Below are 12,691 nucleotides of genomic sequence, written 5' to 3'. Positions count from 1 at the left end.
TAAATTTAAGCTATTGAATATCAGATGAATAACCCAAAAGCCTCTTTTAGCCCAACGGAAATAGCCCTGGGATGCATGTCATTGCCAGAGGATGAAAAATCCGCATTATCAATCATTCATGCAGCTATTGATCACGGGATCAGGCTTTTGGATACGGCCGATTTGTATCAAAAAGGTCACAATGAGTCTTTGGTAGGGAAAGCTATCCGCGATAGACGTGAAGAGGTAATGATCGCTACCAAAGTGGGTAACCAATGGCGAGATGATGGAAGCGGATGGGATTGGAATCCCAAAAAGGAGTACATTCTAAAAGCAGTAGACCAGAGTCTAAGGCGCCTGCAACTAGATACTATCGACCTGTATCAGCTTCATGGAGGGACTATAGATGATCCTTGGGAGGAAACACTGGAGGCTTTCGAAATTTTAAAAAATCAAGGTAAAATCAAAGAGTTTGGTATTTCCTCTATCCGCCCCAATGTCATTCGGAAAGTCATGGAACTCCAGCCTCCGGCTACGATTATGATGCAATATAATCCTCTGGATAGAAGAGCGGAGGAAGTTGTCTTTCCTGTATTGGCTCAGACTTCGACTAGAGTTTTGGTGAGAGGAGCTTTTGCAAAAGGAATGCTGATAGACAAAGAAGCAAAAGATTTCTTGGGATATGATGCTTCGAAAGTGAGTTCTTTCCAAAGCTTCTTCAATTCCTTTGACTATTCTCCAGAGTCTTTACTTATTCGCTTTGGACTTGACCAAAAAGCAGTTGGCTCACTGGTAATCGGCGCAAGTTCCGTTCATCAAGTAGAAAAAATGGTCAGATCCTATGAAGAAAGCAAAGGTATAGATCCGGATCTCATTCAAGCAATCAGAAGGAAACTACCGGCGAACTTTTATCAAGATCACCGGTAAATGATCACTTACTGCTCTTTGGAAAAATCCATGCTGATCGAATTGATGCAGTAGCGGATACCGCCTTGATCTGTGGGGCCATCCGGAAAACGGTGGCCAAGGTGTGAGCCGCAATTGGCACACAAAATCTCCTCCCGAATCATCATGTGGGAATAATCCATCTGTACATCGATGGCTTCAGGTCGGATCGGCTCCGTGAAACTCGGCCATCCGCAGCCGGAATCATATTTTTTACTCGAATGGAAGATTTCGTTGTGACAGACTTTGCATTCATAAATTCCGCTGTCTTTATTGAGATAGTATTGTCCTGTGAAAGGTCTTTCAGTTCCTTTTTCACGCAGTACATGGTAAGATTCAGGGTCGAGCTTGCTTTTTAGCTCCTCTTCAGATACCTGAACTGGATAGATTTTTTTCTCTTTTTTGCTCATGATATGGTTAACATCAATTTTCAATAGGAAGTTTGCCACAGGTCAGGAAATCACCTGGACGCTTGTGGGATTGATAAATCTATAAAAAATAATGGTTCCCAGCCCGTAGCAGATGATGTCTATCCAATCCCTCGTATACACTTCAGAATAGAAAGGCAAGAATCCTTCGAAAGCCAAAGAGACGTACAAAAGTCCTACAGTGGTCTGGATTCCCGTAAATCGAAATTTTGATTTCATCGAGTGAATCCATTGAAAAACCTGAAGCGTCAATCCCAAGATCACTGGCATGGCTAACAGATCATCCAGGTAGGAAGAAACTAAAGTGGGAGTGGTGAAGCCCCATTTCTCTACAGCTTGATTGATCCAAAAAAGGATAGCCGGAATGAAAAAGAAAGGATTTTTGACTACCTGAATCAACCTGGTAGCGCGGCGATCAGCCATAATAGAAAGGTCATGATGGCCATAAAAACAGTGTAGAAAAGATTTCCTGCTTTTTTCAAAAACACCATAAAAGGAGGGTCTGACTTCTGGATGTAAAACATCCATTTTTGCTCGTTGGCTATTCGCTCTTCTTCTCGCTTTTGATTTCGCTGGATTTCCATGAGGCTGAGCTTCTTGCCACAGTGCTCACATGTATCTTCGATGTCTTGATTCCAGTCGGACCACTGCTGACAGTGGGGGCATTTCTTCTGTCCCATTTCAGTTCATATTTGCTGAATCAATGGCTTGCAATATAAGCGAACAAGCTTCTCGGATTTGTTCTTGACTGATGGTCAATGGAGGAGCGATCCGCATCGAATCGTCACAGAAAAGAAACCAGTCAGTGATCACACCCAGCTCTATCGCTTTGTCAATGATGGGTTTCAGTACATCAAAAGATTCAAATTCCACCGCCATCATCAATCCTTTGTTTCGGATTCCCTTGATTTTTGGATGTACCAGCAAGGATTTAATAAGTGCTGCTTTTTCCTCAACCTGCTCTATTAGCTTTTCCTCCTGCAGCACTTTGATGGTTGCCAGTGAAGCTGCCGCACTTACCGGATGACCTCCAAACGTGGTAATATGTCCCAATAATGGGTTGTTTTTGAAAGCGCCCATGACTTCTTTATTCGCAATAAATGCCCCGATGGGCATTCCTCCGCCCATTCCCTTGGCACACACGATCAAGTCCGGAACGATTCCATAGTGTTCAAAAGCCCAAAATTTTCCTGTTCTTCCAAAACCAGCCTGGATTTCATCCAAGATCAACAGCGTGCCAGTTTCCGTACATTTTTTTCTCAAAGCCTGAAAATAGGCAGGGGTTGCTACTTGAATTCCCGCCTCGCCTTGTACAGTCTCCACGATGACGGCTGCGGTATCTGTGTCGATCAGGGCTAGGTCTTCCATTTCTCCAAACCGAATATTCGATACCCCCGGAAGTAAAGGGCGGTAGGCTCGTTTAAATAGTTCATTGCCTCCCACACTGAGGGAGCCATGAGAACTGCCATGATAGGCATTGACACAGGAGAGGAGTTTGGGTTTGCCCGTATAGCGCTTGGCAAGCTTCAAAGCGCCTTCTACAGCTTCCGAACCGCTATTGACTAGGTATACATTATCCAATGAGTCAGGGAGAGTATCGCAAATTGCCTTGGCAAGCTGTGCTTGCGGACTTTGGACATATTCTCCATAGACCATCAGGTGAAGGTATTTATCCAGCTGATTTTGGATGGCTTCTAATACCTTAGGATGTCGGTGGCCTACATTGCTCACGCCAATGCCTGAGATCAGGTCAATATATCGCTTGCCATCAGGCCCAACCATATAGATACCCTCTGCTTTTTCTATTTCGATCAGCAAAGGGAAATCAGTAGTTTGTGCAAGATGGGAAAGGAATAGCTGTCGGTTGTTCATGAATTAGGGTAGGTCTAGAAGCTGGAAAATCTGAAGAAAATCCCGAGAGGTAGTTTCTTTTCAAATCGATCCTGAAGGTAGAGCTCTCCATGCTCGGGATTTTTGACTTCACCAAAATTGGATCGGATCAAATTGACAGCGATCAACGATGAAAAGCTGAGGGAATACATATTCAAGAGCAAAAAGTGATTGGCTGGATCCAGAATTTCAGCGCAGGTTTTGAGCATTTCGTTGATTTGCTCCTCGAGCACCCATTTTTCACCATCGGGACCTCTGCCATATGCTGGAGGATCCAAAATGATTCCTTGATACTTGTTTCCTCTTCTGGCCTCTCGCTTGATGAATTTCATAGCATCGTCCACTATCCATCGGATGCCATCTTGCTGAGAAGCTTCCATGTTGTGTCGGGACCAAGTGACTACCTGCTTGACTGAGTCGAGATGAGTCACATCCGCTCCTGCTGCTTTGGCGGCTACTGAAGCAGCACCTGTATATGCGAAGAGGTTCAATACCTTTGGGTTTGGTACAGGGGATTTTTGGATCGTTTGATATATGTAATCCCAATTGACAGCCTGCTCCGGAAAGAGCCCGATATGCTTGAAGGAGGTCTGAGCCAAATTCAATTTGAGCTTCAGTCCATCTTGGTTTTCATAGGCTATTTGCCAATTGTGGGGCATTTTTTTAAGCTGTTCCCATTTTCCCTTGTCAGGGTTATTCTTCTCTTTGGCAAAGTGCGCGTGAGACAGTTTTCTCCATTCGGAATCAGGCATGCTTTTATCCCAAATCGCCTGCGGCTCTGGTCTGCTGACTATAAATTCACCAAAACGCTCCAGTTTTTCGAAGCCACCAGTATCTATCAATTCGTAATCTTGCCAAGGGCCTGGACTCAGGGATAAAATTCGTTCGTTCATAACTCACTGTTTGAGCAGGCAAAATTAAGGAAATAATTAAAGGAGGGCGAGTCGTAAAAGCTGAATTGCATAAGAACTACAATATCCAAGAGTCGACTGGGGTTTGAAAATACTGGTTTGGTTTTCAGGAATATGCCGCGAAATCACAGGATTAAAAAAGGTATGCATGCAGAACTTTTAATCAAATTAGCTTATTTTACCACAAATTACCCGTGTTGAAAAAATCCTTTTTTGAGCTCAGATAAAACATGTCGAAGAAATTCATCGATATAGAAAAGGCCATCAAGTCCAAAAATCCATCCCTTGTAAAATGGATGCCGGGCTTTGTATTGAACTACATCAAGAAGGTCACGCATGAGTCCTGGCTCAACACCGTCATGAATAGGATAGGACACCATCAGGGGATGGATTTCGTCAATGCCGTGATCGAGGAGATGGAGCTGGAAGTGGTGATGGAGGGAGGAGAAAAGATCCCAAAAACCGGAGGTGTCATAATCGCCGCAAATCATCCTCTGGGTGGCTTGGACGGTGTTGCATTGATGTATGCGCTTGGAAAGATTCGCCCGGATATTCGCTTTTTGGTCAATGACTTGCTGATGACCTTCGAAAATTTTGAGCCGATCTTTGTGCCGGTCAATAAGCATGGGAAAAACTCCCAAGCAGCCTTGGCAAGAATCGAAGAAGTTTATGCCAATGATTATGCGGTCTTGATCTTTCCTGCGGGTTTGGTTTCTAGAAAATCACCCGATGGAATCAAAGATTTGCAGTGGAAAAAGAGTTTTATCAGCAAGTCTAAAAAGTATAAGAAAGATATTCTACTTAGCTTTATCGACGGGAAAAATTCAAATTTCTTTTACAATTTAGCCAATTGGAGAAAGAAATTAGGTGTGAAGGCCAATTTGGAGATGTTTTATCTGGTAGATGAAATGTACAAGCAAAGGGGCCGCAAAGTGACGATAAGAATGGGTGAACGAATTCCCTATCAAAGTTTCACGTCCGAAAAGACTGATGGACAGTGGGCGGATATTATTAAAGAAAAAGTTTATGAACTTGGATCGCAAAATGGAAAAAGAAGCTGAGATTATACCTGCCGTGGATACGGAGTTGATTAAAGCTGAATTGACTCCAGATCGATTCATCAGATATGCCAATAATGGGAATAATCTGGTCTATTTGGTGGATTATCACAATGCTCCAAATGTAGTTCGAGAAATCGGGAGATTGCGAGAGTTGACCTTCAGGGCAGCTGGTGGAGGAACTGGTTTGGAGCTGGATCTGGATGAGAATGATACCTGCGAAAACTGCTACAAGCAATTGATCACCTGGAATCCAGAGAATCAGGAAATCGTCGCTGGCTATCGATTGATCCATTGCAAAACCGCTATTGGAGAGCAGGGAGAAATCAATCTTTCCACGACACATTTGTTCGATTTTTCCGAGAAGTTTATTCAGGATTATTTGCCATATACTATAGAGCTTGGCAGGTCCTTTGTTCAGCCTAAATACCAGCCAAGTTTTGACAATAGAAAAGGGATTTTCAGTCTTGACAATCTTTGGGATGGCCTGGGAGCAGTAGTTTTGCTCAATCCAGACGTCAAATTTTTGTTTGGGAAAGTGACGATGTATCCGCATTATAATCGAGAGGCAAGGGATCTTCTGCTCCGGTTTATGAATCATTATTTTCCGGATAAGAATACGCTGGTAAGACCTAAAGACTCGTTGAAACTAGGCTATGAAACATCCATCGGAACCGGCGAAAATCCATTTGAAGATTTGGATTACAAGGAAGGTTATAAATTATTGAATACCAGGGTTAGATCCTATGGTGAGAATATCCCTCCTTTAATCAATACTTATATGAATTTGTCGCCCACAATGATGACATTTGGTACTGCTCTCAATGATGAATTTGGCGAAGTGGAGGAGACTGGGATCTTAATCACGCTGGCGGATATCTACGAATCCAAAAAGCATCGCCACATGGATACTTTTGAGAGAGATCGTGTGCTAGGAAGCAGGGAGGAAGATGGAGACTAAGACGACTTTGATCGTAGGTGCTACTACTAATCCTTCCCGATATGCGTATCTGGCTGCTCAAAAATTGAGCGAAAAAGGGATTGATTTCATTCCGATTGGGGTCAAAAAGGGAGAGCTTTTTGGAAAGCAAATTTTGGATCTCCGGACCAAACCCACTTTGGATCAGATTCACACCATTACACTCTATATCGGGCCAGATCATCAGGGAGAATGGATGGAATATTTACTTTCACTTAAGCCGAAACGAATCATTTTCAATCCGGGAACCGAAAATGAGGAATTTTTTAAATCTGCAGAAAGTCAAGGGGTAGAGGTTGTGATCGGGTGTAACTTAGTGATGCTCAGTACGAATCAATTTTGATTGTCTGAATTCATTCAGCTTCCTTTTCTTCATTTTCTCATGTGCCTATTTGGCTTGCTTTTATGGTGCAAAGCTGACATTTTTTGCTTAACTTGCCGAATCATTAAGAAATCAGAAAATCACCGTTCTTGCCCGTTTTGAGGGTTTTTTTCCAATTAATATGAGCGACGAAAAAGCGAAAAAGCCGGCAGAGTACGGAGCCGGGAATATTCAGATTTTGGAAGGTCTGGAGGCAGTAAGAAAGCGACCTGCCATGTATATCGGAGATGTGGGGATCAAAGGCCTTCACCATCTAATCTGGGAAGTAGTCGATAACTCCATCGATGAGGCACTCGCTGGACACTGTGATACGATCCATGTGACAGTCAATGAGGATAACTCTATCACTGTAGAAGATAACGGTCGTGGGATTCCTACCGATATGCACCCCAAGGAGAAGCGTTCTGCTTTGGAAGTAGTGTTGACAGTACTCCATGCTGGTGGTAAGTTTGACAAGGATACCTATAAGGTTTCCGGGGGATTGCACGGTGTGGGTGTGTCCTGTGTGAATGCACTATCCACAGATCTCAAAGCGACTGTATACAGAAATGGAGTGATCACCGAGCAGGAATTTAAAATCGGTATTCCTCAATATCCAGCCAAAGAGACTGGTAAGACAGATAGAAGAGGTACGACGATCCATTTCAAGCCGGATGAAAGTATCTTCACAGTCACTGAGTACAAATACGAGACAATCGCCAATCGCCTACGCGAAATGGCTTATTTGAATGCAGGGATTCGAATTTTCCTCAAAGATCTTCGTGAAATAGAAGAAGACGGCAATCCTAAATCTGACGAGTTTTACTCCGAGGGGGGATTGGTAGAGTTTGTTCAATATTTGGACGAAACCCGTGAGAAAATCATCGAAGCTCCTATCTACATCGAGTCAATCGATCAGGATGTGCCAGTTCAGGTAGCGATGAGCTATAACAGCAGCTACTCCGAAAATGTAGTTTCTTATGTCAATACCATCAATACCTACGAGGGAGGAACTCACGTAACAGGTTTTAGACGTGCTTTGACCAGAACACTAAAATCCTATGCGGATAAGTCTGGCATGCTGGACAAGCTGAAAATCGAAGTTTCCGGTGATGATTTCCGGGAAGGTTTGACAGCTGTGATTTCCGTCAAGGTGGCTGAGCCGCAATTTGAAGGACAGACGAAAACTAAGCTTGGTAATTCAGACGTAGTCGGTGCAGTAGATTCTGCTGTATCAGAGGTCCTTCAGACTTGGCTAGAAGAGCATCCAAAAGAAGCAAAAACCATCGTTGGTAAAGTGATTCTTGCTGCGCAAGCCAGACATGCGGCTCGTAAGGCCCGTGAGATGGTTCAGCGTAAGAATGTGCTTGGTGGTGGTGGTCTTCCAGGGAAATTGGCTGACTGTGCCAACTCCGATCCTACAGTATGTGAATTGTACCTAGTGGAAGGGGACTCAGCAGGTGGATCTGCCAAGCAGGGCCGTGATCGTGATTTCCAGGCGATTTTGCCATTGAAAGGAAAAATCCTGAATGTGGAAAAAGCACATGAGCACAAGATCTATGACAATGATGAGATCAAAAACATCCTGACAGCCTTGGGTGTCAAGTTTGGGACAGTCAATGATGACAAAGAACTAGATTTGGCGGGATTGAGATATCATAAAATCATCATCATGACGGATGCGGATATTGATGGATCTCACATCCGAACTTTGATATTGACCTTGTTCTTCCGCTATATGCGTCCTTTGATCGAAAATGGCTATATCTACATTGCATTGCCGCCATTGTACCTTCTGAAAAGAGGGAAAGATGAGCGCTACTGCTGGACTGAAGAAGAGAGAAAAGTATTGATCTCCGAAATGGCCAAAGACGGTAAAGAAGACAGTGTGAATATCCAACGCTACAAAGGTCTCGGGGAAATGAACCCAGAGCAGCTTTGGACTACTACGATGGATCCTAATGTCCGGACTATCAAGCAGGTCACCATCGAGTCGGCAGCCGAAGCAGATCACCTCTTCAGTATGCTGATGGGCGATGAAGTAGCTCCGAGGAGAGAGTTTATCGAGAAAAACGCCAAGTACGCGAAAATCGATTCATAAACAATCAGGGGCTTTTTGAGCCCCTTTTTTGGGCTTAACAATTAGGTAAACACAAAGTCCGGGCAAAATCATTACTTTTCCGGTTCTATAAATTTTGATAAGAATGAAACTGGCAGTAGGAGACAGATACGAAACAGTAGTTCAAAAAAGTGATCTCGTCAGTAGAGATCTCAGTTGGCTCAAATTCAACGAGCGGGTTTTGGATCAGGCTAAAAAAGAGCATCGATCCATCTTTGAAAAGCTTAAGTTTTTGGCCATTACCGCGTCCAATCTGGATGAGTTTTTTATGATCCGGGTAGGATCTCTGTATAATTACCTTGACTATGACAAGGAGCGTGTAGACTATTCAGGTCTGAGAGAGGAGCCCTTCAAAGCCAAGCTCATGAAGGACTGTCAGGCTTTTCATGCCAGTCAGCATACGCATTTTGTAGAAAATATTTTCCCAAAACTGGAAGGGGAAGGGCTAACTTTGGCCAATACTTCTAAACTGACAGACAAGGAGCGGGAAAAGGTTCAGGATTATTTCCAGAAGGCAATCTATCCGATGCTGACTCCCATGGTTTATGATGGGTATAGGACTTTTCCGATTCTGATGAATAAGCTGCTTATTTTTGGAGTGGTCACTACCAGTCCAGGAGAGCGAAAGGATATGCGCAAGTTGAGTTTTGTGCAGATTCCGGCTAATATTCCGCGCTTTTTTGAAATAGAAAGAGAAAACTCTCTTCTGTTGATTCCTATCGAAGAGGTCATTCGAGAAAACATCATTTCGCTTTTCCGAAATGTAGATATCGAGGCAGTCAGTCTTTTCAGGATCACTCGAAATGGTGATTTTACATTGGAGGAAAGTGAGGATATGGACGCTAACTTCCTAGAGGAAGTGAAGCGCAAGCTGATGGAACGAAAGACAGGACGAGTCGTCCGCATCGAAATAGAGGAGGGCTACAGCAAGTGGATGCTCAATTCTTTGCTGGAAAGATGGAACCTTAAAAATGACTCTGTATTCTTGGTCAAAAGGTCCAGCATGGTGGATTTCACTGGTTTGTGGCAGGTAATTGGCAACAAGAAATTCAGGGACAGAATGCCACAGATGCCAGATCCGGTCAAGCCGCTTTCCTATCAGGAAGAGGGGCAGGCAGATATTTTTGAAATACTGAAGCAAAAGGACATTCTGCTCCATCACCCTTATAATAACATCGATTCTATCTTGGATCTGATCGAGAAGGCAGCAGAAGACCCTGATGTGATGGCGATCAAAATGACCATCTATCGATTGGCAAAAGACAGTAGAATCACTAGGGCTTTGCTCAAAGCAGCAGAGAATGGAAAGCACGTTTCGGTACTATTTGAGGTGAAAGCACGATTTGATGAGGAAAACAATATACGTGAAGCCAAAAAATTGCAAAAAGCAGGTTGCTTTGTGATTTATGGGATTACCCATCTCAAGACTCACACGAAGCTACTCCTGATTGTTCGCAAAGATGATAAGGAAATCACGAGGTTTGTCCATCTCGGTTCAGGCAACTACAATGAGGATACCGCAAGACTTTATACAGACATCGGTTTGCTGACGACCAATGAGATTTTGGCAAATGATGTGTCTGAATTTTTCAATGTCATCACCGGTCATAGTATTCCTACGCATTATCAAAATCTGATCACAGCTCCTCGTGATATGCGAAATCAGTTGATTGAGTATATTGAGCAGGAAGCTGAAAATGCCCGAAATGGCCTTCCAAGTGGGATTTTTATCAAGGTAAATTCACTCGAGGATTCGGAAATTATTTTTGCTTTGTACAGGGCTTCTCAGTCTGGCGTGACGATCAAGCTTGTAGTCAGGGGGATTTGTTGCCTGAGACCGGGAAGAGAAGGACTAAGCGAAAATATCGAGGTGATCTCGATAGTAGGAGACTTCTTGGAGCATTCGAGGATCTACCATTTCCATAATAATGGAGAAACCAGAACTTATGCCGGAAGTGCGGATATGATGGTGAGAAGTTTTGATAAAAGACTGGAGTCTCTCTTCAAGATAGAGTCACCTCTTCTCGAAAAGCAGCTGATGAATATCCTTTCATATAACATGAGGGATAATTACAATGCTTATGTGATGCAAGAGGATGGAAGCTATCTGGCCAAACAGCCTGTGGGAGATGAGCCGGTTTTCAATGTGCACAAAGAGTTTTTCAATTTGGACCCGGAGCTAGTCATGCAGGTCAAATTGATCGAATAGCGAAAGCCCCTTTTAGGGGCTTTTTTTTATCAAAAGGGAAAGAAATACGGGATCAGCCAAATGGAAACTCCCCACATGATGAGATTAAGGGGGATGCCGACAATCAAGTAATCTTTGAACTTGTAATTGCCAGGATTGTAAATCATCGTATTGGTCTGATAGCCCATCGGTGTCATGAAGCTCAAGCTAGCCGCAAATGTAACAGCCATCACCAAGGGTCTGCTATCCACTTCAAGGCTTGTTGCGATATTGATAGCGATAGGAGCCAATAGTGCCGCTGTGGCATTATTTGACATGATATTGGTCATCATGAAAGTCAAGCCAAAAACTCCAGCCAAGACTGCCTGCGGTCCAAATTGACCGAGATTATCAACAACCAAGCTGCCCAAAAAGGCAGCTCCTCCTGTTTTTTCCAGTGCAGCCCCCATAGACAATACTCCAGCCAGCATAAATATGACTTTCCAGTCGATGGCTTTGTAGGCTTCTGTGGGAGTGATCGAGCGCAATACTATTAAGATCACTGCACCGCCTACAGCCGCCAAGGCGATAGGGAATATTTTGAAAGCTGAGAGGATCACGATAGCAGCCAAGGTCATGATGGTCAGAATACTTTGAAGCTTATTGATCCGATGAGTTTTATTCTCTGCTAGCAGAAGCAAGTCTTCTGATTTCATTAACTGCTGGATGGACTCTTCACTGGCTCGGAGCAGTAAAATATCGCCTGCGCGTAGGGTGGTTTGACGCAGTAGCTTTTCCATCATCCCTGTACGATGACGAATGCCAATCAAGGTGATCTGATCGTATAGATTTCTGAAATTGACTGCCACCAAGGCTTTATTGATCAGAGAAGAACTGGGAGTGACAAGCGCCTCGTATAGGTTGGAGTCTTCATCGATGATGTTTTCATGGATAAACTCAAGCTCGCCTTTGAAACCTATTCCCTTAATTTTTTTCAGCTTTTGAATACTTTCTTTGTCACAACTGATGCGGATCAAATCTCCTTCTTGGATGGATGTATTCGGATAGGCTTTGACTTTTCGTCCATCTGATCGGATGATCTGAAGGGCATCTATTCCAAGTGTTTTGAAAATCCTTTGTTTGAGCAGCTGTTCATTGAGTTGCTCATATTCTTTTCCGATCAAGATCTCTACTAGATAGTTGCCAAGTCTGATTTCTTCCGAAATGTTGACTCCGGGTTTCCTGCGTGGGATCAGCCATATACCTACTGTGGACATGTAGATCATTCCTACCAAAAAGAAACCCAATCCGGCAAGACTCATTTCAAAAACGCCAAATTCTGGAAGTCCAGCCCGCTCAACGATTCCACTTACTAAGATATTGGTGCTGGTACCTAATAGTGTACAAATCCCACCCATCAAGGCTCCGAAAGAAAGTGGCATGAGGAGTTTGGAGGGTGAAATGTTTTGTTTTTTTGCCACTTGAATGACTGTCGGCATCAGGAGGGCTACTACAGCGGTGTCATTGATGAATGCAGAAAGTGTACCTGATAGCAGCATCAAGACGATAACCATTCTGTGTTCGCTGCTTTTGGCTTGAAAAGCAAGCAATGGACCTAGGTTATCCAGTATTCCGGTGTTGAATAGTGCAGAACTAATGACAAACATCGCTGCTACAGTCACGGTAGCCGGATTGGAAAAACCGGCAAATCCCTCCTCCAAGTCTAGAATGCCAGTAAACATAAAAAGGGCCATGATACCGATCGCGATAGTATCGATACTGAATTTCTCTGTAAAAAACAGAAGCATTGCCAGTGTGATGATTCCAAACACCAGCCCAATCTCAAAGGTCATG

The 12,691-nt window shown here is 43.6% G+C and carries 12 protein-coding genes; 6 read left to right on the top strand and 6 right to left on the bottom strand.

Features of this window, described 5'->3' with window-relative positions; translation table 11 throughout:
- Nucleotides 1-24 precede the first annotated feature (24 nt).
- Entirely contained in the window at nucleotides 25-906 is an 882-nt protein-coding gene (locus G460_RS0105765) for an aldo/keto reductase (protein ID WP_026954464.1), read from the top strand.
- 8 nt (nucleotides 907-914) lie between these two features.
- On the opposite strand, the gene msrB is transcribed toward G460_RS0105765, so the two are convergent.
- Genes msrB through G460_RS0105740 form a run of 5 tightly spaced genes read right to left on the bottom strand, consistent with a single transcriptional unit; the run spans nucleotide 915 to nucleotide 4,135 of the window.
- On the bottom strand, nucleotides 915-1,334 hold the full coding sequence (gene msrB / locus G460_RS0105760; protein WP_026954463.1) for a peptide-methionine (R)-S-oxide reductase MsrB: 420 nt from the start codon (nucleotides 1,332-1,334) through the stop codon (nucleotides 915-917).
- 42 nt (nucleotides 1,335-1,376) lie between these two features.
- Complete coding sequence (locus tag G460_RS0105755) at nucleotides 1,377-1,775, bottom strand: hypothetical protein (protein ID WP_026954462.1); 399 nt, start codon at nucleotides 1,773-1,775, stop codon at nucleotides 1,377-1,379.
- Nucleotides 1,748-2,032, bottom strand: coding sequence for a hypothetical protein (locus G460_RS0105750; RefSeq protein ID WP_026954461.1), 285 nt, complete (start codon nucleotides 2,030-2,032; stop codon nucleotides 1,748-1,750). The genes G460_RS0105755 and G460_RS0105750 overlap by 28 nt, the downstream gene beginning before the upstream one ends.
- Nucleotide 2,033: 1 nt before the next feature.
- Nucleotides 2,034-3,224: an aspartate aminotransferase family protein gene (locus tag G460_RS0105745; RefSeq protein ID WP_026954460.1), complete on the bottom strand. Its 1,191-nt coding sequence runs from the start codon at nucleotides 3,222-3,224 to the stop codon at nucleotides 2,034-2,036.
- Between the two features lie 14 nt (nucleotides 3,225-3,238).
- Nucleotides 3,239-4,135, bottom strand: a complete 897-nt coding sequence (locus tag G460_RS0105740) for a class I SAM-dependent methyltransferase (protein WP_026954459.1) — start codon at nucleotides 4,133-4,135, stop codon at nucleotides 3,239-3,241.
- Nucleotides 4,136-4,383: 248 nt separating this feature from the next.
- Here G460_RS0105740 and glsA point away from each other — a divergent pair, with 248 nt between their 5' ends.
- From glsA to ppk1, 5 genes are all read left to right on the top strand, one after another.
- Nucleotides 4,384-5,214 carry a lyso-glycine lipid O-acyltransferase GlsA gene (gene glsA / locus G460_RS0105735; protein ID WP_026954458.1) on the top strand — a complete coding sequence of 277 codons (831 nt, stop codon included), beginning with the start codon at nucleotides 4,384-4,386 and terminating at the stop codon, nucleotides 5,212-5,214.
- Nucleotides 5,198-6,172 carry a glycine N(alpha)-acyltransferase GlsB gene (gene glsB / locus G460_RS0105730; RefSeq protein WP_026954457.1) on the top strand — a complete coding sequence of 325 codons (975 nt, stop codon included), beginning with the start codon at nucleotides 5,198-5,200 and terminating at the stop codon, nucleotides 6,170-6,172. The genes glsA and glsB overlap by 17 nt, the downstream gene beginning before the upstream one ends.
- On the top strand, nucleotides 6,162-6,533 hold the full coding sequence (locus G460_RS0105725; protein ID WP_026954456.1) for a CoA-binding protein: 372 nt from the start codon (nucleotides 6,162-6,164) through the stop codon (nucleotides 6,531-6,533). Before glsB ends, G460_RS0105725 begins: the two co-directional genes overlap by 11 nt.
- A 160-nt stretch (nucleotides 6,534-6,693) precedes the next feature.
- On the top strand, nucleotides 6,694-8,652 hold the full coding sequence (gene gyrB / locus G460_RS0105720; RefSeq protein ID WP_026954455.1) for a DNA topoisomerase (ATP-hydrolyzing) subunit B: 1,959 nt from the start codon (nucleotides 6,694-6,696) through the stop codon (nucleotides 8,650-8,652).
- Between the two features lie 103 nt (nucleotides 8,653-8,755).
- Nucleotides 8,756-10,879: a polyphosphate kinase 1 gene (gene ppk1 / locus G460_RS0105715; RefSeq protein WP_026954454.1), complete on the top strand. Its 2,124-nt coding sequence runs from the start codon at nucleotides 8,756-8,758 to the stop codon at nucleotides 10,877-10,879.
- A gap of 29 nt (nucleotides 10,880-10,908) precedes the next feature.
- Here ppk1 and G460_RS0105710 read toward each other — a convergent pair whose 3' ends face one another.
- On the bottom strand, nucleotides 10,909-12,690 hold the full coding sequence (locus G460_RS0105710) for an SLC13 family permease (protein ID WP_026954453.1): 1,782 nt from the start codon (nucleotides 12,688-12,690) through the stop codon (nucleotides 10,909-10,911).
- Nucleotide 12,691 lies beyond the last annotated feature (1 nt).

This window comes from Algoriphagus vanfongensis DSM 17529 (assembly GCF_000429465.1).
Classification (GTDB): domain Bacteria; phylum Bacteroidota; class Bacteroidia; order Cytophagales; family Cyclobacteriaceae; genus Algoriphagus; species Algoriphagus vanfongensis.
The sequence above is the reverse complement of the archived record's forward strand: the minus strand, read 5'-3'. Positions and strand labels throughout refer to the sequence as shown.